At 60.2% G+C, this 21,415-nt stretch carries 18 protein-coding genes and 1 tRNA gene; 10 read left to right on the forward strand and 9 right to left on the reverse strand.

Translation table 11 applies throughout. The features are described 5' to 3' along the window. The first annotated feature begins 53 nt into the window (after positions 1-53). Together putA and Q4577_RS20495 are read left to right on the forward strand one after the other, a co-directional pair. Positions 54-3,491, forward strand: a complete 3,438-nt coding sequence (gene putA, locus Q4577_RS20490) for a bifunctional proline dehydrogenase/L-glutamate gamma-semialdehyde dehydrogenase PutA (RefSeq protein ID WP_303472393.1) — start codon at positions 54-56, stop codon at positions 3,489-3,491. A 31-nt stretch (positions 3,492-3,522) separates the two neighbouring features. Then, positions 3,523-4,272 carry a rhomboid family intramembrane serine protease gene (locus Q4577_RS20495; protein WP_303472391.1) on the forward strand — a complete coding sequence of 250 codons (750 nt, stop codon included), beginning with the start codon at positions 3,523-3,525 and terminating at the stop codon, positions 4,270-4,272. A gap of 171 nt (positions 4,273-4,443) precedes the next feature. Here the strand turns inward: Q4577_RS20495 and Q4577_RS20500 are convergent, their stop codons facing one another. Further along, positions 4,444-5,553 carry a pyridoxal phosphate-dependent aminotransferase gene (locus Q4577_RS20500; protein ID WP_303472389.1) on the reverse strand — a complete coding sequence of 370 codons (1,110 nt, stop codon included), beginning with the start codon at positions 5,551-5,553 and terminating at the stop codon, positions 4,444-4,446. 195 nt (positions 5,554-5,748) lie between these two features. Here Q4577_RS20500 and Q4577_RS20505 point away from each other — a divergent pair, with 195 nt between their 5' ends. The 3 genes from Q4577_RS20505 (at position 5,749) to Q4577_RS20515 (ending at position 8,286) form a co-directional block, all read left to right on the forward strand. After that, positions 5,749-7,059, forward strand: a complete 1,311-nt coding sequence (locus tag Q4577_RS20505) for a lipoprotein-releasing ABC transporter permease subunit (protein WP_303472387.1) — start codon at positions 5,749-5,751, stop codon at positions 7,057-7,059. Then, a complete protein-coding gene (locus tag Q4577_RS20510; protein ID WP_303472386.1) occupies positions 7,052-7,735 on the forward strand; it encodes an ABC transporter ATP-binding protein in 684 nt (227 codons plus the stop codon). Before Q4577_RS20505 ends, Q4577_RS20510 begins: the two co-directional genes overlap by 8 nt. A 356-nt stretch (positions 7,736-8,091) precedes the next feature. Beyond that, on the forward strand, positions 8,092-8,286 hold the full coding sequence (locus Q4577_RS20515; protein WP_303472384.1) for a hypothetical protein: 195 nt from the start codon (positions 8,092-8,094) through the stop codon (positions 8,284-8,286). Here the strand turns inward: Q4577_RS20515 and Q4577_RS20520 are convergent. Then, positions 8,255-9,460: an alanine--glyoxylate aminotransferase family protein gene (locus Q4577_RS20520; protein WP_303472382.1), complete on the reverse strand. Its 1,206-nt coding sequence runs from the start codon at positions 9,458-9,460 to the stop codon at positions 8,255-8,257. The two genes, Q4577_RS20515 and Q4577_RS20520, sit on opposite strands and share 32 nt — an antisense overlap. A 151-nt stretch (positions 9,461-9,611) precedes the next feature. On the opposite strand from Q4577_RS20520, the gene Q4577_RS20525 reads away from it, so the two are divergent. Together Q4577_RS20525 and Q4577_RS20530 are read left to right on the forward strand one after the other, a co-directional pair. Beyond that, positions 9,612-10,340, forward strand: a complete 729-nt coding sequence (locus Q4577_RS20525) for a tyrosine-protein phosphatase (protein WP_244685388.1) — start codon at positions 9,612-9,614, stop codon at positions 10,338-10,340. An 83-nt stretch (positions 10,341-10,423) separates the two neighbouring features. Beyond that, positions 10,424-12,139: an ABC transporter ATP-binding protein gene (locus tag Q4577_RS20530; RefSeq protein WP_303472435.1), complete on the forward strand. Its 1,716-nt coding sequence runs from the start codon at positions 10,424-10,426 to the stop codon at positions 12,137-12,139. A gap of 62 nt (positions 12,140-12,201) precedes the next feature. On the opposite strand, the gene Q4577_RS20535 is transcribed toward Q4577_RS20530, so the two are convergent. Continuing rightward, positions 12,202-12,885 (reverse strand): TIGR04283 family arsenosugar biosynthesis glycosyltransferase, encoded by a 684-nt coding sequence (locus tag Q4577_RS20535; protein ID WP_303472380.1) that lies wholly within the window; start codon positions 12,883-12,885, stop codon positions 12,202-12,204. A gap of 67 nt (positions 12,886-12,952) precedes the next feature. Here Q4577_RS20535 and Q4577_RS20540 point away from each other — a divergent pair, with 67 nt between their 5' ends. Then, positions 12,953-13,714, forward strand: a complete 762-nt coding sequence (locus Q4577_RS20540) for a folate-binding protein YgfZ (RefSeq protein ID WP_303472379.1) — start codon at positions 12,953-12,955, stop codon at positions 13,712-13,714. Here Q4577_RS20540 and Q4577_RS20545 read toward each other — a convergent pair. Both Q4577_RS20545 and efp read right to left on the reverse strand, forming a co-directional pair. Then, positions 13,698-14,147 carry a GNAT family N-acetyltransferase gene (locus Q4577_RS20545; protein ID WP_303472377.1) on the reverse strand — a complete coding sequence of 150 codons (450 nt, stop codon included), beginning with the start codon at positions 14,145-14,147 and terminating at the stop codon, positions 13,698-13,700. The two genes, Q4577_RS20540 and Q4577_RS20545, sit on opposite strands and share 17 nt — an antisense overlap. A gap of 89 nt (positions 14,148-14,236) precedes the next feature. Beyond that, entirely contained in the window at positions 14,237-14,800 is a 564-nt protein-coding gene (efp, locus tag Q4577_RS20550; RefSeq protein WP_244685379.1) for an elongation factor P, read from the reverse strand. A 216-nt stretch (positions 14,801-15,016) separates the two neighbouring features. On the opposite strand from efp, the gene Q4577_RS20555 reads away from it, so the two are divergent. Further along, positions 15,017-15,346: a DUF6280 family protein gene (locus tag Q4577_RS20555; protein ID WP_244685376.1), complete on the forward strand. Its 330-nt coding sequence runs from the start codon at positions 15,017-15,019 to the stop codon at positions 15,344-15,346. A 169-nt stretch (positions 15,347-15,515) separates the two neighbouring features. Here Q4577_RS20555 and Q4577_RS20560 read toward each other — a convergent pair whose 3' ends face one another. The 3 genes from Q4577_RS20560 to Q4577_RS20570 all read right to left on the reverse strand — a co-directional run bounded on the left by Q4577_RS20560 (position 15,516) and on the right by Q4577_RS20570 (position 19,233). Next, positions 15,516-16,934 (reverse strand): hypothetical protein, encoded by a 1,419-nt coding sequence (locus Q4577_RS20560; protein ID WP_303472374.1) that lies wholly within the window; start codon positions 16,932-16,934, stop codon positions 15,516-15,518. A gap of 99 nt (positions 16,935-17,033) precedes the next feature. After that, positions 17,034-18,467, reverse strand: coding sequence for a TolC family outer membrane protein (locus Q4577_RS20565; RefSeq protein ID WP_303472372.1), 1,434 nt, complete (start codon positions 18,465-18,467; stop codon positions 17,034-17,036). Between the two features lie 112 nt (positions 18,468-18,579). After that, complete coding sequence (locus tag Q4577_RS20570) at positions 18,580-19,233, reverse strand: protein-L-isoaspartate O-methyltransferase (RefSeq protein WP_244685370.1); 654 nt, start codon at positions 19,231-19,233, stop codon at positions 18,580-18,582. A gap of 152 nt (positions 19,234-19,385) precedes the next feature. Here Q4577_RS20570 and Q4577_RS20575 point away from each other — a divergent pair. Beyond that, a tRNA-Cys gene (locus Q4577_RS20575) sits at positions 19,386-19,459 on the forward strand. 332 nt (positions 19,460-19,791) lie between these two features. On the opposite strand, the gene Q4577_RS20580 is transcribed toward Q4577_RS20575, so the two are convergent. Beyond that, entirely contained in the window at positions 19,792-20,784 is a 993-nt protein-coding gene (locus Q4577_RS20580) for a tyrosine-type recombinase/integrase (protein WP_303472368.1), read from the reverse strand. Positions 20,785-21,415: the final 631 nt, after the last annotated feature.

Here is a 21,415-nt window from a genome sequence, read left to right on the forward strand (position 1 = left end):
ATTGGCCAGTCGCTTCCCGATATACTGGGCAAAACGAAACCTCGGGGATTCCCATGACCGCCACTGACCTCGCAACGCTGCGCGCCCGCATTGATGACCTGACCTATGCTGATGAGGCCGCCAACCTGGCGGGTCTTGTCGAAAAGGCCGACCTGTCCCCTGAAGATCGTGCGCGCATCAGCGGTGCCGCGGCGGGCCTGGTCAGACGCATTCGCGATACCTCTGATCCCGGCCTGATGGAGGTTTTTCTGGCCGAATATGGCCTTTCCACCGACGAGGGCGTGGCCCTGATGTGTTTGGCCGAGGCCTTGTTGCGCGTGCCGGACCCGGAAACCATCGACGCCCTGATCGAGGACAAGATCGCGCCCTCCGACTGGGGTCGTCACATGGGGCATTCGACATCGCCGCTGGTCAATGCCTCGACCTGGGCGTTGATGTTGACCGGCCGTGTGCTGCGCGAAGAATCCGAACCCGGCCCGGTTGGCCATCTGCGGGCGGCCGTCAAACGTCTGGGCGAACCGGTGATCCGCACCGCCGTGGGCCGCGCGATGAAGGAAATGGGCCGCCAGTTCGTTCTGGGCGAGGACATCAAAGCCGCGATGAAACGCGCCGCCGGGATGGAAAAGAAGGGCTATACCTATTCCTATGACATGCTGGGCGAAGCGGCCCGCACCGATGCGGATGCCATGCGCTATCACGCCGCTTATGGCCGTGCGATCGAGGCGATTGCCAATGGCTGTACCCATGGCGACGTGCGCAAGAACCCCGGCATCTCGGTCAAACTTTCGGCGCTGCATCCGCGGTATGAAGAGGCGCAAAAAGACCGGGTCATGGCCGAGTTGTACCCGCGCCTGCGTGATCTGGCGCTGATGGCGCGGTCCCGCAAGATGGGGCTGAACATCGACGCAGAAGAGGCGGACCGCCTGTCGATTTCCATTGATCTGATTGAACGGCTGATGCGCGATCCCGGCCTTGCCGGCTGGGACGGGCTTGGCGTGGTGGTTCAGGCGTTCGGCCATCGTTGCGGTGCGGTTCTGGACTATCTGCACGCGCTGGCCGTGGAAACAGACCGTCACATCATGGTGCGGCTGGTCAAAGGCGCTTATTGGGATACCGAGATCAAATTGGCCCAGGTCGAGGGGCTGGAAAGCTTTCCGGTCTTCACCTCGAAACCCGCCACCGATGTCAGCTATATTGCCAACGCCCGGCGATTGCTGAACATGACGGACCGAATTTACCCACAATTCGCAACGCATAACGCCCATACAGTGGCGGCGATCCTCGACATGGCTGGGGATAAAAAAGACGCGTTTGAATTCCAGCGTTTGCACGGCATGGGTGAAGCGATGCACAACATTGTGCTTGGGGATAACGCCACCCGCTGCCGGATTTATGCACCGGTCGGCGCGCACCGCGATTTGCTGGCCTATCTGGTGCGGCGGCTGTTGGAAAACGGCGCGAACTCGTCTTTCGTGAACCAGATTGTAGATGAGGACGTGCCCGCCGAGGTCGTGGCGCGTGACCCGTTTGAAGCGATCCATGACAAAGCGCCCCACCTGCCCAAGGGCCCGGAATTGTATCAGCCAGAGCGGGTGAATTCGCGCGGTTGGGATCTGGCGCATCGCCCGACATTGACAGCGATTGATGCCGCACGCGCGCCGTTCAATGATCACAAATGGACGGCCTGGCCGCTTATGGCTGCGGACACAACGCCAGAGGCCGCCCAGAATATCGTAAACCCGGCCGATGCTGCCGACATGGTTGGCACGATCCAATTTGCCAGCGCGGCGGATTGCGACGCGGCGCTGGCGGCCGCAACACCATGGGATGTGCCCGCAGCCGAGCGCGCCACCATCCTGGCCAAGGCGGCGGACCTTTACGAAGAAAACTATGGCGAATTGTTTGCCCTGTTGGCGCGTGAGGCGGGGAAAACCCTGCCGGATGCGGTGGCGGAGCTGCGCGAAGCGGTGGATTTCCTGCGCTATTACGCCGCCAACGCCCCAGAGACCGCGCCGGTTGGCACCTTTACCTGCATTTCGCCCTGGAACTTTCCCTTGGCGATTTTCACCGGCCAGATTTCCGCCGCCCTCGCGGCAGGCAATGCCGTTTTGGCAAAACCAGCTGAGCAGACACCGCTGATCGCGGCCCGCGCCGTGGAATTGCTGCATCAGGCTGGCGTGCCACGTGCGGTGCTGCAATGCCTGCCCGGCGCTGGCGCGGTTGGCGCGGCGCTGACATCGGATGCCCGCGTCGGTGGCGTGGCCTTTACCGGGTCCACCGAAACCGCCAAGATCATTCGCCGTGCGATGGCAAGACACTTGGCCCCCGGCGCGCCTTTCCTGGCCGAAACCGGTGGGTTGAACGCAATGATCGTCGACAGCACCGCCCTACCGGAACAGGCGGTTGCGGCGATTGTCGAAAGCGCGTTCCAATCGGCGGGCCAACGCTGTTCCGCGCTGCGTTGCCTTTATGTGCAAAGCGACATTGCCCCGCATTTCACCGAGATGTTGATGGGCGCGATGGAGACGTTGCGCCCCGGTGCACCGTGGGACATTTCGACCGACCTTGGTCCGGTGATTGACGCCGAAGCCCAGTCCGGCATTGCCGACTACATCGCCAAAGCGCGGATCGAGGGGCGCGTGGTCAAGGAAACCAGCGTGCCCAAATCGGGCCACTTCATCGCCCCGACCCTGATCCGGGTCAACGGCATCAACGATATGACGCGCGAGATTTTCGGCCCCGTCCTGCATATCGCGACCTTTGACGCCGACCAGCTTGACGATGTAATCGACGCAATCAACGCCACCGGATACGGGCTGACATTTGGTCTTCAAACCCGGATTGACGACCGGGTGCAGCATGTCTCGGAACGGGTGCATGCCGGGAACATCTATGTGAACCGCAACCAGATCGGTGCAATCGTCGGCAGCCAACCCTTTGGCGGCGAAGGGCTTTCGGGTACGGGACCAAAGGCAGGCGGGCCGAATTATCTGGCGCGGTTTGGTCAACATCACGTTGACACGGTCACAGACGCCCCCGGCGCGCCGGTCGATCCCGCCGCTTTGCAAGAGGCGCTGAATGCCCGCGTCGCCCCGGCCCCGCTGGCGCCATTGTCGCTGCCGGGCCCGACGGGGGAATCCAACCGGTTGACCACCCTGTCCCGCCCGCCGGTCCTGTGTCTTGGGCCGGGCGACGCCGCCGCGCAGGCACAAAAGGACGCAGTCGAAGCCCAGGGCGGCATGGGCCTGCGGGTGGCCGGCGCGTTAGAGCCTTCGGCGCTGACAACGCTGGATAATTTCTCAGGCGCGATCTGGTGGGGCGACGCGACGACCGCGCGCGCATTGACCACGGCGCTGGCGGAACGTGATGGCCCGATCCTGCCGCTGATCACCGGCGTGCCGGATCGCGGTCACGTCACCCATGAACGCCACGTCTGTGTCGATACCACCGCCTCTGGCGGGAATGCGGCGCTTTTGTCGGGAATGTCTTGACCTTGGGCGGGAAAGTGGAAACTTTCCCGCCATGTTTCCAATCCGCGATCATAATCCGTCCGGGCGCCGACCCTATATCACCTATGTGTTGATGGCGGTGAATATCGCCGTCTTCCTGATTTCCACCGCCGAATTGGGCACAGACCGCGAAATGGCCCTGTTTTATTGGGATTATGCGCTCTTGCCCGGTCGGATCAGTGCCGGTGAGGGCTATCTCGGCCTGTTGACCTCTATGTTCCTGCATGGCGGTTTCATGCATTTGGCGGGCAACATGCTGTTTCTTTACATCTTTGGTGACAACATCGAGGATGAAATGGGCCACCTGCCCTATTTGGTATTCTACCTCGGCTGCGGGTTGGCAGCGTCCTTGTTGCAATATGCCGCTGCGCCCAATTCGATGATCCCCGTGATCGGGGCCTCTGGTGCCATTGCGGGCGTCATGGGCGGATATCTGTTGCTTTTCCCCAAGGCCAAGGTCGATATCCTGTTGATCCTGATCGTGTTTTTTCGGGTTTTCCCGGTGCCGGCCTGGATCATGCTGGGATTGTGGTTTGCCTTGCAATTGTTCGGCGGTTTTGGCACGCCCAGCGATCAGGGCGGCGTCGCCTATTGGGCCCATGCCGGTGGTTTCCTGGCCGGTATGGTGTTTACCTTTCCGCTGTGGATGCGGTTGGGGGGCATCGGATTCTGGCGCCGTACCGAAGGCCATCCGCCCCATCCAGACGCGAAATACAATTTGACCCGCACCTCGATCCCGAAAGCGGGAAAAAGACGCCTGTAGTTGCATTTGGTCAACCCTTGCGGGAAATTCGGTGGATAAGCCGGCAAAATTGTTCGATCTTACCGCAAGGACCGCCGACACACGAAGGCCCCGGCCAGGGAAATTCCGGCGCAACTTATCCCAAAAACATCCACAAGCACCGGATTGCGCCGCCGCAGGACGACGCCGATCTTAGCCGGTTCGCGCCTCGTCCAATGCGGCGGGCAAAGCCGCGGCAAAGGCATCCAGCATCTCCGGCGTGCCGGCACTGATCCGAATGCAACGATCCTCTGGCGCAACAAAAGGCATCCGCACAAAGATGCCGCGTGCCATCAACGCCGCCAGAACCCGGCGGGCAAAATCACCGTCCGCACCACAATCAAGGGTCACGAAATTGGTGGCAGAGGGCAGCGCCACAAGACCGGCATCCCGCGCAATGGCCGCAATCCGCTTGCGCGCCAGAGCGACCTCCTCCTGTACATGCGCCAGCCAATCGCGATCCTGCCAGGCGGCCAGCGCCCCGATTTGCGCGGTGCGGTTCATGCCAAAATGGTTGCGAACCTTTTCATAGGCGGCAATCACGTCCCTATGGCCAATGGCATAGCCAACACGCGCCCCCGCCATGCCGAACCCTTTGGAAAAGGTACGGAACCGAAGCACCGCCGGGTCACTGACATCCAACGGCAGAACGCTGTCCTCTGGCGCGAATTCAACATAGGCCTCGTCCAGAACCAACACACATCCATCCGGCAGCGCGGCAATCGTTTCGGCAATACGTGCCGCACCATGCCAGGTGCCCATCGGATTGTCGGGATTGGCCAGATACACCAGTTTTGCGTCGACCTGTCGTGCCTTGGCAATCAGCGCATCAGGATCCTCGTGATCATCGAGATAAGGCACCTTGTGCAAAGTGCCGCCATAGCCCGCCACATGATAGTTGAATGTCGGATAGGCCCCATCCGAGGTCACCACATGATCACCCGGCCCGACCATCAACCGCACAGTGGAATTGAGCAGCCCGTCAATCCCTGCCCCGACAACGATATTGTCCGGGTCGACACCCAGATCGCCGGCAATCGCATGACGCAAATCATGGCTGGTGCTGTCGCCATATTTCCAGATGTCGCCAACCGAGGCCTGCATCGCGGCAATCGCCTTGGGCGATGGGCCAAACACACTCTCGTTTGCGCCCAATCGGGCAACAAACGTGCCACCCCGGTCCCGTTCAAGCTTTTCCGGCCCGACAAAGGGCACAGTTGACGGCAGGGCAGCGACAATTGCGGTGAAACGTGGATTTCTCATGGCGCCGCACTATGACAGAGCGGCAAGCCGATGCAAGCGCGGGAATTGCACGGTTGCAAAGCCGCGAAGGCCGGTTTGCAGAAGAGAAAAAGATCCGCAACATGCCTGCATTCCGCCGATCACGCCAAATTGGCAAACGGCGCTTGACCCTCGTCGCCGCTTTGCCCACTTTCCGCGCGAAACCAAGGAAATCGCATGAGCCAAGCCAACCCGCGACCACATCCCCGCACGCCCGCGCCCTTTGCGCGGTTCGAATGGATGATTGCCTGGCGCTACCTGCGGGCAAAACGCGCCGAAGGCGGCGTCAGCACCATGACCTGGATCAGCCTGATCGGCGTTACGCTGGCGGTGTTTGCCCTGATCGCGACCCTTGCCGTGCGCTCTGGGTTTCGGGCGGAATTCGTTGACACGATTTTGGGGACCAATGCCCATATCACCGTCTATTATCAGGCGGATGTGAATGAATTTGGCCAGATCGACCGCACAATCCCGGATTACACGGCTTTGGCGGAAAGAATTTCCGCCCAAGATTATGTCACCCGCGCAGCGCCGCTGATCAAGGGTCAGGTGATGGCCACCGCCAATGGCCGCAACTCCGGGATCGAGGTATTCGGCATCTCCGCCGCCGACCTGTCGACCATCCCGCGCATTGCAAACCCCGAGGAAAAACAAGGCGACTTGGGGCGGTTCTCTGAAGGTATTGCCATCGGATCTGGGGTCGCGCGCGAGCTGGGGGTGACCATCGGCGACCGCATTCGGCTGATTTCCCCGGATGGAGTCAAGACGCCGTTCGGCACCTCGCCGCGTGTCCAGGCCTATGAAGTCACGTATATTTTCACGGCGGGCCGCTATGACATCGACCGCACGCGGCTCTATATACCATTTGAAGAGGCCCAGATCTATTTCAACCGCGAAGATGCCGCGGATGAGATCGAGGTCATGGTCAAAGACCCGGTTGCCGTCGACGCGCTGGCCCTGCCATTGATGCAGGCGGCGGGCGATCGGGCTCTGATCTGGACCTGGCGGGATGCCAGCGGATCTTTTCTGCGCGCTCTGGAAATCGAGGACAATGTGATGTTCGTCATCCTGTCGATCCTGGTGCTGATCGCGGCAATGAACATCGTGTCAGGGCTGATCATGTTGGTCAAGAACAAGGGCCGCGACATCGGCATCCTGCGTACCATGGGCCTGTCCGAAGGCTCGGTCTTGCGGGTGTTCTTTATCTGCGGGGCCTTTACCGGGCTGATCGGTACGGGGTTTGGGGTGCTGTTTGGCTGCCTGTTTGCCCTGAACGTCGATGCGGTCTTTTCGCTGGTGAACTACGTTGCGGGCGGCGGCGTCTGGGATCCGTCCATTCGCGGGCTCTACGCGGTGCCTGCGAAACTGCAACTGTCGGATGTGATCTCGGCTGTGGCGCTGTCGCTCGGTCTGAGCTTTGTGGTCACCATTTTTCCGGCCCGCCGTGCCGCGCGGATGAACCCGGTCGAGGCGCTGCGCTATGAATGATCCGGTATTGTCCCTGCAGGGTGTGACCAAGTCCTATAACAAGGGCCAGAAAAATGCGGTCGAGGTGCTGCGCGGTGCCGACCTGACCCTGGCCAAAGGCGAGGTCGTGGCCCTGGTCGCCCCCTCCGGCGCGGGCAAATCGACACTGCTGCATATCGCCGGCCTTCTGGACGTGCCGGATGCCGGATCGGTCAGGATCGCGGGTCAGGACATGATCGGATTATCCGACCGAAAACGAACAGCAACACGGCGAAGAGAAGTCGGATTTATCTATCAGTTTCACCACCTTCTGCCGGAGTTCTCCGCCATGGAAAACGTGGTTCTGCCGCAATTGGCCGATGGTGTGCCCCAAGCGGCCGCAGTCGACCGCGCCAAGGATCTACTGGCCAAAGTCGGGCTTGAATCTCGGGCCGCACATCGGCCCGGTGCGTTGTCGGGCGGCGAACAACAGCGGGTGGCCTTTTGCCGTGCAATGGCCAATGCGCCCCGGCTTCTGCTGGCGGATGAACCCACCGGCAACCTCGACCCCGCCACATCAGATCGGGTGTTTGACGTCCTGATGTCCCTTGTACGGGACACGGGCCTGTCCGCGCTGATCGCCACCCATAATCTCGACCTTGCCGGGCGCATGGACCGCCAGGTCACGATGGCCGACGGCACATTGACACCGTCCTGAGCACCACAGCGCCGCATCCCCCCGCCGCCCACAGTGCCCTCAGATTTGATCGGGGTTTCGCCTTTCATCTGACCAGAAATATCCCGGGGGGTTTGGGGGGCTGGCCCCCCATTTATCCTGCGGTTTGGGGGGCTGCCCCCCCATCTGTCCTGTGGTTTGGGGGGCTGGCCCCACATCTGCCCTGCGGTTTGCGGGGCTACCCCACATCTGCCCTGCGGTTTGGGGGGCTGCCCGCCAACAAACCCGAAGTGCGCGCTCCCACTCCCCCACGTCTTGGGCCCCGTCCCGAAAAATTTACCGACCACTATCGGGAAACCGGTTAACCTGACCCCAACAACGAATTGTCGGGGTGTCGCATGTATGACAGAGCCAAAGATCGCGCGATCGGCCGTGCACCGGATTACACCACCGCCTGTGTGGTGATGTTCGGCGTCAACCTCGGCTGGATTTTGATCGCGCTCCTGGCCAGCTTCGGTCTGGCGGCTGTGCTGCTGGCCGGGGTGGCACTCAACCTCTGGATCAATCGGCTGGCTCGGCGCCGGCAGAAATGACCGACACCGCCGCCTGAACGCCCCCCGCGCGATGCGGGATATTCAATGCGCTCAGGCCGGCCTCGACACTGCCCAACAGCCCCAAAACCATATGCGCATTGACATGGCCCATGTGGCCAATGCGGAAATACCCATGCCGCTCTGCGCTATCGGGGGGGGCCATGCCCAGGCCAATGCCCAGGGTCACCCCGGTATTACGCTCACACCAATCCCGAAGCCGTTGCCCGTCCGGCGCGCCGATGGCAAGCGCGGTCACCGCATGGCTGCGAAAGGCAGGATCGGCCACGTTAAGCCGCAGGCGCCCCTCCTGGCCCCAGGTTTCGACCGCGGCCCAAATCGCCCGCGCAAGGGTTGCGTGCCGATACCAGATCGCCTCGATCCCTTCGGCCATCATGATGTCCAGCGCCGCGCGCATTCCATAGATATGATGGGTCGCCGCCGTGCCGCCGAAAAATTGATAATACATGTCCGGGTCGGCCCGTGGACCCCAATCCCAATACCGGGACACCCGTTCCGGTCGATGCGCTGCCGCCTTGGGCGAAAAGAACACGATCCCCAGCCCCGGCGGCACCATCAGCCCCTTTTGGCTGCCGGTCACCGTGACATCGACCCCCCATTCATCCATCTCGAATCGGTCACATCCCAAAGAGGCCACGCAATCCGCCATCAACAGCGCAGGATGCCCCGCCGCGTCCAGCGCCCGGCGCAGCCCGGCAATATCGGACCGGATCGAGGTCGCCGTATCGACATGCACACCCATTACTGCCTTGATCCGATGCGCCTTGTCGTCGCGCAGGCGTTGTTCCACTTCTGCGACATCAAAGGGGGATTGCAGGCCATATTCGATGATCTCGGGCACGATCCCCAACCCGACCGCCATTTCCGCCCAGCCATGGGCAAACCGACCGGTCGCAGGCACCAACACGTGGTCGCCAGGGTTCAGCACATTGTCCAGCGCGGCCTCCCAGGCGCCATGGCCGTTGCAGATATACATCGCCACATTATGTGTGGTCCGCGCGACCCGGCGCAGATCCGGGACCAGGCTATGGGTCAGATCGACAATCTCACCCTCATAGATATTTACCGAAGACCGGTGCATCGCGCGCTGTACGGCATCCGGGGTTTCCGACGGACCGGGAATCGCCCGGTAAGTGCGGCCATTGGCTAGGGACATGTGGAAGGCTCCGAAAGTTTGAAGAGAGCTAACCCCGGCAACCGACCGCCGTCAATCCACATGGCCACGCTTGCCACAGGGGCCACGGTCGCCTAAACCCGCGCAGACCATAAATGCAGCGAAACTCTGGGGCGGCAAAAGCCGGAATTCCATGTTCAAGGCAATGATGACCTGGATCGAAGACCGCGAGCGCAAGTTGCGGCGGTCCTTTGGCAAGGATATCTCTACCCCGTCAGGCCGGTTCTGGGGACATGTGCATTATCAGATCTTCGATCATGCCTTCCTGCGGGTGCCGTGGACCAATTTCTTTCAGATTGCGCCGGGGGTGTACCGATCAAACCACCCCGGGCCAGCGCGGCTGAAACGGTACCGCGATATGGGAATCAAATCGGTGATCACCCTGCGCGGAGAAGAGAAATTCGCCCATTACCTGTTTGAAAAGGAAGCCTGTGAAAAGCTGGGGCTGAAATTTCACGTCACCAAGATGTGGGCGCGCAATGCGACCAAGCGGGAACGGATTCAGGCCGTCCTTGACGCCATTCGTGACGTGGAAAAACCATTTGTGTTCCATTGCAAATCCGGCGCGGACCGCGCCGGGATCGTCGCCGCAATGTACCTTATGGTCTGCGAAGATGTCCCGGTGGAAGAGGCCCGCGCGCAGCTGGGCATGAAATACCTGCATATGAAATGGACCAAGACCGGGGTGCAGGATTATATCCTTGATGTCTATGAGGCGCGCAAAAACGCCGATCCGATTGATTTTGAAACCTGGTTGGGCACCGAATATCGCGCACAGCGTTTGAACGATGCCTGGGATCGGCGCGACAGCCCGGCACAATGCGCGCAAATGCTGCGTGATCTGGCACTGGAAAACACGTGACCGACCCGGCAACACAGCCCCCAAACCCCAAGGGCCCGAAGGCCAATACGTCAGAGGCCGCCCAACACTCCAAGGGGCTTGGTATGTGGCTCTGGCGGCGGTATCTGCACCGCCACATCGGGCTGTTGTCGATTGCGCTGGTCTTCATGGCCATCGAAGGCGGCATGTATGGCGCGATCAGCTATGCGATGAAACCGATGTTCGACCAGATTTTCATCGGTGGACGTGGGGACCTTTTGATTTGGGTGGCTTTGGCCATTCTGGGGATCTTTGCCCTGCGCGCCGGTGCATCGGTGGTGCAAAAGGTGCTTTTGACCCGGCTTGGCCAGGTGACCGCGGGCGAGATCCGCGAAGATCTTGTCAGCCATCTGATGACGCTTGAGGGCCAGTTCCACCAGACACATTCCCCCGGCTATCTGATGCAGCGGGTCGAGGGCGATGTCGGATCAATCAACAAGGTCTGGCGTACAATTGTCACCGGCGCCGGGCGGGATGCCATAGCGCTGGTATCGCTGTTCGGGGTGGCGCTTGGTATTGACTGGCGCTGGACGCTGGTGGCCATGGTCGGCGTGCCAGTGATGGTCGTGCCAGTGGTTGTCCTGCAACGTTATGTCCGCCGCCATGCGCGTTCTGCCCGCGATGTCGCGGCCAGCCTGTCGGTGCGGTTGAACGAAATTTTCCACGGCATCGTGCCAATCAAGCTGAACCGGCTGGAAGGCTATCAGGCGGGCCGCTACGGCAAATTGACCCGCAAACGCATCAAGGTTGAAACCAAATCGGCCCTTGGTCAGGCGATGATCCCCGGTCTGGTCGATCTGATGGCCGGTGTCGGGTTCTTTGGTGTGCTGCTCTATGGCGGGCGTGAAATCATCGACGGCACCAAGACAGTGGGCGATTTCATGGCGTTTTTCACCGCGCTTGGCCTGACCTTCGAACCCCTGCGCCGGTTGGGCGCGGTCTCGGGCGTCTGGCAGGTGGCTGCGGCCGCGATCGAGCGACTGCGCGAACTTCTGGAAACCAAACCGGCGCTGAATTCGCCGGCCAAACCGAAACCCGCGCCGACAGGTGCACCAGAGATTGTGCTGGACAATGTGCATCTGGCCTTTGGCGATGCCCCGGTGCTGCGCGGTGCGTCGCTTGTGGCCGAAGCGGGCAAGACCACCGCATTGGTCGGCGCGTCGGGTGCGGGCAAATCGACGGTGTTCAATCTGATCACCCGGCTGGTGGATGTGCAATCCGGCCGGGTCACCATCGGCGGCACCGATGTGCGCGAGATGGATGTGGCGGATGTGCGGTCGCTGTTTTCGGTGGTCAGCCAGGAGGCGTTGCTGTTTGACGAGAGCCTGCGCGACAATATCGTGCTGGATGGCAAGGACGTGAGCGACGCTGCGCTGCAAGCCGCGCTGGCGGCGGCACATGTCGATGATTTCTTGCCACGGCTGAATGATGGTTTGGACAGCCCCGCCGGGCCACGCGGATCGAACCTGTCGGGCGGGCAACGCCAGCGGGTGGCAATTGCCCGCGCGGTGCTGCGCGACCGGCCAATCCTGTTGCTGGACGAAGCGACCTCGGCGTTGGACACCGCGTCCGAGGCATTGGTGCAGCAGGCGTTGGATCAACTGGCGAAGGGGCGCACCACATTGGTGATTGCCCACCGGCTGTCGACCGTGCGCCACGCCGACAAGATTGTGGTGATGGATCAGGGCCAGGTGGTGGAACAGGGCACGCATGACGCGCTTTTGGCGGCCGGCGGCGCCTATGCCCGGCTGCATGGGATGCAGGACAGCGGCTCAAGCTGACCTTGGCCGAAGCTGACCGGGGCTCTGCCCCGGACCCCGGGATATTTCCAAACAGAAGAAGGTCAGGACCGGGGGCGTTGATAGGATTTGGCCAGCGTTTCCGGTGATGTTCCCAACAGATAGCGCAACAGCGTGGTGATATTTCGCAGGCCCCGGCGGAGCCATCCATCGCGGATGTATTTTTCGGCGGAGGTTGTTGTCGTCACCGGCAAGACCCGGAGGGTGCCAAGGGCCCGCGCGATGGCCACATCCTCCATCAGCGGTTGGTCAGGGTAGCCACCGATGCCTTCGTACAACGCCCGTGGAATGAGCAGCCCCTGATCGCCGTAGGGCAGATTGAACATGCGGCTACGCAGGTTGGCCCAGGCAGCGGTGAGGCGCGCCATTGGGTGGCGGCTTCGGAAGGCGAGGCAGAAACAGGCGGCGGTGTCGCGCGCGAGATGATCCAGCACAGGCCCGGTCCAGCCCTGGGACAATTGGCTGTCGGCATGCAGGAACAGCAGCCAATCCCCCTGTGCCGCATCCGCCCCACGGCGCAGCTGCGCGCCGCGCGATGGCGGGCCGGTCACGACATCGGCCCCGGCGGCGGCGGCAGTTTCCAGCGTGGTGTCGGTAGAGCCCCCGTCGCTGATAATCAATTCGCGGATCACCCCTTCCTTCAAACCTTCGCCCAGGGTCATCAGACAGGCGGGCAGATCCGCCCCGGCATTCAATGTCGGAATGATGACCGAAATCGGTGCGCGCATGATTTGCCCTCTTTTGGTTGTCCCTACCGGGTCTATATGAAAGCAAGGCGATAAAAGGAAATGCGAAATGACCAATTATGCAGAGACCCGCAAGGTGCTGCGCCTGTCCGGCGGCGATGTCCGTGACTTTTTGCAAGGTCTGGTCAGCAATGACATCGCCGGGTTGGCACAGGGGCTGGTCTATGCCGCGATCCTGACGCCGCAGGGCAAACTGCTGGCAGAGTTCTTTTTGCAGGCGGATGGCGATGATGTCCTGATGGATTGCGAGGCCGAATTGGCGCCGGGGTTGCTGGCGCGGTTGGGCATGTACAAGCTGCGGGCGGACGTGGTCATCGAAATGACGGATTTGCAGGTATCGCGCGGCAGTGGGCAGGCCCCAGATGGCGCATTGGCAGATCCGCGCGATGCCCGGCTGGGCTGGCGGTTGATTGCCGCCGAAGCGCTGGCCGACGACGACACCGATTGGGACGCACTGCATGTTGCCGCCATGGTGCCACGTTGGGGGGCGGAATTGGGACCCGATTCCTATCTGTTGGAAATGGGGTTTGAACGGCTGTCGGGTGTGGATTTCCGCAAGGGGTGCTACGTCGGTCAGGAAGTGACGGCGCGCATGAAACACAAAACCGAACTGCGCAAGGGATTGGCCCAGGTGGCGATTGACGGGCGGGCCCCGGTTGGCACCGAAATCACCGCCGATGGCAAAGCCGTTGGGGTCTTGGGCACACAAGCCGGGACCGATGGTGCCCTGCGGGCCCTGGCCTATTTGCGTTTCGATCGCGCCAAAGGCGAGATGCAGGCCGATGGTGTGCCTGTCAGGCTCTTGAGCTGATCCCGGTGTTCCACGTTGGGGCCGCCAGCGGCCCCGCCATGCTGTCCTGACGCGCTGCCACTTCTGTTGCGGTAAGCCAGCCCACGCATCCCGCAGCGGCAAGCTCTGCCTCGAACCGTCGAACAAGGCGGCGCTTGATGCCGCGACGGCGCCAGCCCGGGGCGACATAGATATGGTCGAGCACGGCCTGCCGCGGCGCCCTGGGCGCGCTGGGCCGGTCCGCGACGTGCCACAGCAGGATGCCGCGCGGCACATCTTCGGTTCGGTAGGCCAATATCCGGGTCCCGCGTATCATCGCGAGATGCAGCGATTTGCCGAGATCATCGACAGCCCCACCGGTTGGCTGCGGCAGCACATGCAATTGCGCCGCATGCAGGCCATGCAACATGGCCGCCAATGCCGGCAGATCGGAAACTGTGCAGGGGGTAATCATCAAAAAGGCCTCCTTGGCTAAGTGCCGGAGGCCTTGGTTCATGATATTTGCGCCCCCGGAAGTCGGGGGATATGCGCGCGAGCCCCGGGTCAGGCGCGCTCGGAATACTCCATGGTTTCGGTGTTCACGACGATCATCTCGTCCTGACCGACAAACGGCGGCACAGAAACACGAACACCGTTGTCGAGAACGGCAGGCTTGAAGCTATTGGCGGCGGTCTGACCTTTGACGACCGGCTCTGTCTCGACGATCTTGCAGGTGACCTTCTGCGGCAGGGTCGCATTCAGCGCCTCGGTGTCGTGGAATTCCACGACGATGGTCATGCCATCCTGAAGGAAAGGACGCCGCTCGCCCAGAATGTCCGAAGGCAATTCCACCTGATCATAGGTTTCGATGTCCATGAACACCAACATGCCGTCATTTTCGTACAGGAACTGCATGTCCTTTTGTTCCAGACGCACCCGTTCGACCTTGTCCGCCGAGCGGAACCGTTCATTCAGCTTGGAACCGTTGCGCAGGTTTTTCATTTCAACCTGCGCGAATGCCCCGCCCTTGCCGGGTTTGACATGATCGACCTTGACCGCGGCCCAAAGACCACCATTGTGCTCAAGCACATTTCCAGGACGAATTTCATTACCGTTGATCTTGGGCATTGGGGCAAAACCTTGTCAGAAGGTTGATGTCGAACTTTGCGACCCTATATATCGGGTTGCGGCGCGGTGCAAGCTTACCATATCTCGTTTTGCACCTGCGAAAAGCCATGCAATATGCGCATAAGTGGTATGCATTTGCAGGGTATCCGAATCAGAAAAAAAGCGCCATAAGGGCCTTCACGCCGAAAACGCAAGAGCAAGAACAAAGGACGATTCATGAAAGATTTCGTTGATGGTACAGCCTTTAACAGCGAACAGGGCAGCCGTGCCCGCAAGCTGTTTGCTGCGGTGGTTTTGGCTGCACTCGACGATGCTATCGCCGACGACAAGAAGTATGGCAATGGCCCCGAACAAATCGCCCGCTGGGCACGGTCGCGCGATGGGCGCGAAGTGTTGTCCTGCGCCGGGATCGACCCGAATGAACGGGTTGTGTCCGGATTGATGGATTTCGTGGGCAAGGGTGTTCGCACCTCGGTTGCGCTTTCGCGCGAAGAGAGTGAACGCCGCAATGCCGCTGCTGCCGCAGAACAGGCTGAAGCCGCCTGATTACGACTTGAGTGCACCTTAACGACCTTAAAAAAACGCGCCCTCTGCAGGGCGCGTTTTTTGTGTGTTCAAGTAAGAGTTCGGGAAAATGCCGCGCAAAGGTTGCGCGGCCTCCCCTACCCCGATCGGCCCCATTGGTTATGCGGGTGGTTATGCGGGCCGATTTGACTCAGTCCAGATCCTGATTGGCAAGGGCGCGATGGATCTCGCGCCGGACGAGACGGCGCACGTTGCGGGTGATCCGTTCCCCCAGAGCGCCCTGAAGCTCGCTTCTTACAATTTCGGCCACCATGGTACGCAGGGTGTCTTCGTCAATTGTTTGCAGATCACCGGCGTCGGCATTTGCCTCTTCGGTGCTTTCTTCAGGCGAAGGCGTCGGGGCCTGTTCCGCCGCCGCCAGGGATGCAGCCTCTGGCATGGGTGCGGGGTCAATCGGCCGCAGGTGCGATTCGATATCCACAACCGCATCGGCAACCACATCCACGGGATCGGCTTCGTCACGCGACGCGAGATCCTCTGGTTCGGGATCGGCCTGCGGGTCTGAACCTTCGGGCAGGTGATCTTCCCAGGTGATGGTCGGCTCTTCTTCTGCCGTGTCTTCCGGCAGCGAAACAACCGTCGCAGTGGCCTCTGGCGCGACAGGCTCTTGGGCCTTTGCTGCGATCTCTTGCTCGGCTTTTGGCTCTGGCGTCGCCTCGGGTTCCGGGGCGACCTCTGGCGCGGCCATTGGCGTTACGTCCGAGATGGGTTCCGGTGCTATTTCCGTGATCGGCCGTTCAGTGGAAGGCGCAGCGGCCTCCGGCTTGGCTGCACTGGTCGCCTTGGAGGTCGCGATCAAAGCCTCAAGCGCGATCAATTTGGCATCCAAAGTCAAAGGCTCGCTTGGGGGTTCGTGCAGATCCTCGATTGGGTCCGCCGCAACCTCAGCCTCGTCTTCCGCAACTTCGCCCACCGCATCTGGCACCGGTGCGGCATCCATGACTGGCTCTGCGGCGTCGTCGTTCCCGGGCGTCGGCGCGGGATCTTCGGAAAGTTCGGCATCGACGGCCGACGCGGCGATCGCCTCGGCAACCACGTCCAAAACGGCCTCTTGCAAATCATCACCGGGCTCGACGTCAACAGCGGCTTCTGCTGCTTCCGTTTGCGTGACCTCCGGGCCCTGCCCCACCGCATTGGGGGCATCATCCTCTGCCTCCAGATCCGCCGCAGGCACAGCGGCCTCTGGCACGGCGGAATCACTGGGCGTTTGCGTGTCAGCCCCACCCTGATGCACACGCAGCGCCGGGGTCAGGACCAAAGCATCCGGCTCTGGCTGGCTATTGGCCTTTGCCGCAACATCGGATGTCTCTGGCGTGACTTTCGGGGGTTGCGCGACACCAGACGCCGGAACCGGTCTGGTTGCTGGAACGACGGTTGGCGCCGGTTTCGCCGAAGGAGTTTGCGCCATTGGCGGCGCAACCGGGGCTGGCGCTTTCGCAGGCGGGGATTCACGCCGCGCTTGCATTTCGCTACGTGCCTCTTCGGACACCAGTCTGCGAATAGACGACAGCACATCCTCAATTTCAGAGGATTTAACAGGATCTGACATTTTGTTCACCACTTTGCCTCGGGCAAAGGATAACCCGCCCGACACACCCACACAACAGATAGCAACAATTGTGCGCGACTTGTGGCAATTACGTAGGTATCAGTCACCAATACGGCGCAGAACACGGTCCAATTTATCGCCCTGGAGGCTTTTTGCCGGGGCATTCTTAATCAAACGGTAATATTCAGCCGGATCATATTGCTGCACATTCAGCGCCAGATGTTTGGCGGTCATCAATCCCATTGACGACAAAACCTGATAGGCGGCAATCGCCCTGTCCGCCACCGCCGAGGTATAGGCCGTTTCCGCATCCAGCAATTCCTGTTCCGCGGTCAGAACATCCAGCGTGGTCCGCTGGCCCAGGCTGGCCTCTTCGCGCACACCGCGAAACGCCACCCGCGCCGCAGCAATCTGGCGCTGCGTCGCCTCGATCGAGGCATTTGCCACACGATACCCGGCCATGGCATTGCCAACCCGCAGGGCGACCGCATGTTGCACAACATGCAGATTTGATCGCGCCGCGTCCGAGCGCGCCGCAGCCTGACGCGCCAAAGCGGACAATTCGCCACCGCGATAGATCGGGCCCGAGAAATCCAACGATACCGAACCAGAGTTGCTAAACGCCTCGGAATCGAAATCACCGGTTTTGGCCAACCGACCGGTCAGCTTCACCGTGGGTTTCATCGCGGCTTCGGCCCGGCGCACGTTCAGATCTGCGGTCGCAACCTGATGCTGCGCCTGTTTCATATCGGGATGGGTGCGCTGTGCGATGGCTTTGGCCGTATCCACATTGGATTCCAGCTGCGGCAGCCGTGTCACCGGGACCAGATTGCCGGGCTTGTGGCCAACCGCGGCATTGTATTCTTCCGCCGCCTGCTGCAACTCACCTTCGGAGGCCGCCAGATTGGCGCGGCTCGACGCCAGGCGCGCTTCGGCCAAAGAGACATCCGTGCGGGTCACTTCGCCCACTTCGAAACGGTCGCGCGCGGCGCGCAATTCCTGTTGCACCAGCCGCAGGTTGTTCTGACGCAGGGCGACGGTTTCCGCCGCACGATGCACGTTCACAAATGCCGTGGCCGCCCGCAGCAACACCGATTGCTCGATCGCGATCAGCCCCTCGCGGGTGGCAAGCACGGTTTCCTTGGCCGCATCAATCCGCAAACGCGACGCGCCAAAATCATACAGCAACAATTCAGCGGTGATTGCAAAACTCGCGGTATCGCTCTGCGATCCTGACCCGACGAATGTGCCGGCGGATGTGCTGAACGCGTTGGAATAGCCAAAATCACGCGAGAAGGATGCCGCCCACCCAAGAATCGGGCGAAGCTGTGCGACCGAGACCGCCACATCTTCGTCGGCGGCGCGCAGCAGCGCCCGGTTTTGTTGCAACAGACCTGAATGATCGTAAGCCCCGGCAAGAGCATCCGCCAAGGTTTCGGCAGTGGCCGCCAAAGGGGCGAAAACCGGGACCGCAGCCACTGTAAACGCCAGCATCAAACGCTTTGCCGAAAGTTTCATTGTCTTGCCGATCATCAATAGGGTCTCCTACCCGGGCGCAAATGACATGTTTGCCGGATCAATTCCTTTGGAACATGCAGCTATGGACTTCACCCATCTGGGTAACACGTACCAAATGTTCAACGCGTTAAAGCGCGAATTCCGTCGTTTTTTCATAACCCGGCAAAACAGGCGCCGAGGCATTGAAGGAAAACCGCCAGGTGATGACCCCGTGCTGCTTGTATCCGATCCGCACGGTACCCAATGCGCCATCCATGAACAGCGCGGCAATGCGCCCGCCCTCTTTCAACTGGTCGGCAATTGCGGGCGGAACATCAGCGATGCCACCTTCGATGACAATCACGTCATAGGGCCCATGCTCCGGCGCGCCCTCGTTCAACGGCGCTTCATGCATGATGACGCCATCCGCACCCTGTTCGGTCAGCGCGCCCTGGGCCTCTGCAACCCGGTCACCGTCATCTTCGACGGCGATCACGGCCTCGGCCATCCGGGCGATGACCGCAGCAGAATAGCCATAGCCCGCGCCAATATCCAAAACCAGCTCGCCACCAGAAATTGCCAAACCGTCCAGCATTTTCGCCAATGTGCGCGGTTCCAGGATCACGCGACCGGGGGCAAATTCGATATTCTCGCCGACATAGGCCGCTTCGCGTTTTTCGCGCGGCACATAAACCTCGCGCGGGACAGACAACATGGCGTCAATGATCGGGAATTTGGTCACATCCGAAGGACGAACCTGGGTGTCGACCATAAAGGTCCGGCGCAGGGCATAATCAGGCATATCTAAACTCGTCAGTTCAGGAACGTTCACCCTGTCTTGCCACAAAGCTTTGCCTGCGGCAATGACCGCTATCACGATTTCCTGCATCTGCATGTGTGCAGGGGCTTGCAGGTCGGCAAGAGATCCGTTATCCGGCAGAACACCACATCGGCGGCGAGTTGGCGGAGTGGTGACGCAGCGGATTGCAAATCCGTGAACAGGAGTTCGATTCTCCTACTCGCCTCCACCTTATTTTACTGGACATTTCGTAGTAATTTCACCCTTCAGGTAGGGCATGAATTTGGCCGGTTTACACACTGGTTTACAGCGGCATGGGTTTAGCAGCTGATGTGTCGAGCAGAGAAACTATCAGTATCTTGGCAAAAAGGACCGCAAGGAGTAGTCCTCACAGCCCTTCTTGGCACCCACCACCATTAGCAGTATTTTTTCGCACCTTTCCTGCCGGCCTGATTGCCGCAGTAATCAGGCCCTTCATGACATCCCTGAATCCCCGCTACGCGTTCGCTCCCCTTCCATGGCGGTGTCACAGGTAGCGACCGGAAAAATTGAGAGCGTCCTCTACACGTGTGCCTCGGAGCGAAAAGCAGTGAGCTTTTCCAGCACCTCGTCAGATACTTCCGGCACCAGGGCTGCATAGTTCTCGATGACATTTGCAGCATGCCGCAATCCCCATCCCATGGTCACGGCAATTTGGTTGAGAGAGCAGCCGGCACGAAGCAGCTGTGTCGCCGCAGTCCCGCGCAGATCGTACGGACGAAGTTCGTGGCGGATCGGGATGAGCGTATCATCCTTCTCTGCTTTGGCATTATGCCGCTCCTTTACGCCACGAATAACACCGCTCGCTCGGTTGGCAGTAAGTATGCCTCCCGTCAACGACGGAACAATCAGGTCCTGCCCTTCCGGCATTGTGTCTATCAGCGCTCCAAGTGCCGGCGTAACGGGCAGGCTTATAGGATTGCCTGTTTTGGCCCGCTTGAGAAATAAGCGACGCCCTTTTTGTGTTTTTTGAACATGTTCGCGCCGCAACACCCCGATATCTTGAGGTGCAAGCCCTCCTTCAGATGCTGCGATGATTACCCGCGACTCCTCCAGTGTAGCCTCATTCAAGAGGGCTTCGATCTCTTCAGGCAGCCAGATCACTTCTGCACGGTTGGATTTGTACTGTTTTTTCTGTCCAGTGTGATGGTGTAGTTTCAATGACTTATTTATCTTTAAGGCCCAATTGAGAAACCTTGTGACGACCGTACCCGCATAGTCATATCGCTTCGGTGAATGGTCCCATTTTTTGCGCCACTCTCGGATTTCGTCAACTGATTCAGGCTCTTCAAAAATGGCAATTGGATCATCACCAAACTCGATCTCAAAACTGTTTAGAAAGCCAAGGTAATCTTTCTTGGTCCGATCCGCGAAGCCTTTGAAATCAACAGAATCAAAGTACTTCCCAAGGATAGCACGTGTTGATTTCCCGCCGATTTTGGGCTCTGAGCGAGTCCCGTTTTTTGCATTTTGATACGCATCGACATAACGGCTATCGCTCTCATCGAAATCCATGTCGCTTGACCAAAATTTCTGCCCACCCCTGCATACATAGTGGTAGATTCTCTTTTCACTCGTGCTGAGGGTCTTGGTCACCCGATGAACGCCCACAATGCGATTTTTGTTTGCTTCACTTCTCACGGCGCGCCCTCCGCTGTCCGACCGGCGATATTGCTACCGCCGGGTTTTCAGAGGCTGCAGGTGCCTTGATGTTTTGCATAATATCGAGGCGGTCACGGACGTGCTTGGGGTCATACTTGCCGGATCGTTTTGGGACCGAATTAATGCCCATATGTTTGCACCAAGTCCGAAAACTCGACGTGACGCCTGTGTACCCCATCAACTCGGCCAGTTCTTCACCGGTCAGTAGAGGGAACAAGGGAGAGGGATACGTGTTGCTGTTCATAGTAATATTCCAATTTGCCTTACCCTCAGGACCTGGTTCTGTCCGGGGAGCGACGATTGGACCCGTGCGCAAGGTTCGATATCTCCGAGAATGACCTCTGGCAGCATTCTCGAATGGGATTTAGGACCGTCGCAAGAGCACACGGTTAGACAGGATGTTGATCGTGACCTGCCCCCTGCTGGTCCCTCATTCATAATGAGAGTCTGCAGGTTGAATCTGGGTATTCGGCTTCCGCGTCTG

It is taken from the genome of Marinovum sp. 2_MG-2023 (assembly GCF_030548265.1).
Classification (GTDB): domain Bacteria; phylum Pseudomonadota; class Alphaproteobacteria; order Rhodobacterales; family Rhodobacteraceae; genus Marinovum.

Coding starts and splice junctions, on each gene's coding strand:
- putA (WP_303472393.1), top strand. CDS start 54: ATGACCGCCACTGACCTCGCAACGCTGCGCGCCCGCATTGATGACCTG.
- Q4577_RS20495 (WP_303472391.1), top strand. CDS start 3,523: ATGTTTCCAATCCGCGATCATAATCCGTCCGGGCGCCGACCCTATATC.
- Q4577_RS20500 (WP_303472389.1), bottom strand. CDS start 5,553: ATGAGAAATCCACGTTTCACCGCAATTGTCGCTGCCCTGCCGTCAACT.
- Q4577_RS20505 (WP_303472387.1), top strand. CDS start 5,749: ATGAGCCAAGCCAACCCGCGACCACATCCCCGCACGCCCGCGCCCTTT.
- Q4577_RS20510 (WP_303472386.1), top strand. CDS start 7,052: ATGAATGATCCGGTATTGTCCCTGCAGGGTGTGACCAAGTCCTATAAC.
- Q4577_RS20515 (WP_303472384.1), top strand. CDS start 8,092: ATGTATGACAGAGCCAAAGATCGCGCGATCGGCCGTGCACCGGATTAC.
- Q4577_RS20520 (WP_303472382.1), bottom strand. CDS start 9,460: ATGTCCCTAGCCAATGGCCGCACTTACCGGGCGATTCCCGGTCCGTCG.
- Q4577_RS20525 (WP_244685388.1), top strand. CDS start 9,612: ATGTTCAAGGCAATGATGACCTGGATCGAAGACCGCGAGCGCAAGTTG.
- Q4577_RS20530 (WP_303472435.1), top strand. CDS start 10,424: ATGTGGCTCTGGCGGCGGTATCTGCACCGCCACATCGGGCTGTTGTCG.
- Q4577_RS20535 (WP_303472380.1), bottom strand. CDS start 12,885: ATGCGCGCACCGATTTCGGTCATCATTCCGACATTGAATGCCGGGGCG.
- Q4577_RS20540 (WP_303472379.1), top strand. CDS start 12,953: ATGACCAATTATGCAGAGACCCGCAAGGTGCTGCGCCTGTCCGGCGGC.
- Q4577_RS20545 (WP_303472377.1), bottom strand. CDS start 14,147: ATGATTACCCCCTGCACAGTTTCCGATCTGCCGGCATTGGCGGCCATG.
- efp (WP_244685379.1), bottom strand. CDS start 14,800: ATGCCCAAGATCAACGGTAATGAAATTCGTCCTGGAAATGTGCTTGAG.
- Q4577_RS20555 (WP_244685376.1), top strand. CDS start 15,017: ATGAAAGATTTCGTTGATGGTACAGCCTTTAACAGCGAACAGGGCAGC.
- Q4577_RS20560 (WP_303472374.1), bottom strand. CDS start 16,934: ATGTCAGATCCTGTTAAATCCTCTGAAATTGAGGATGTGCTGTCGTCT.
- Q4577_RS20565 (WP_303472372.1), bottom strand. CDS start 18,467: ATGATCGGCAAGACAATGAAACTTTCGGCAAAGCGTTTGATGCTGGCG.
- Q4577_RS20570 (WP_244685370.1), bottom strand. CDS start 19,233: ATGCCTGATTATGCCCTGCGCCGGACCTTTATGGTCGACACCCAGGTT.
- Q4577_RS20580 (WP_303472368.1), bottom strand. CDS start 20,784: ATGGATTTCGATGAGAGCGATAGCCGTTATGTCGATGCGTATCAAAAT.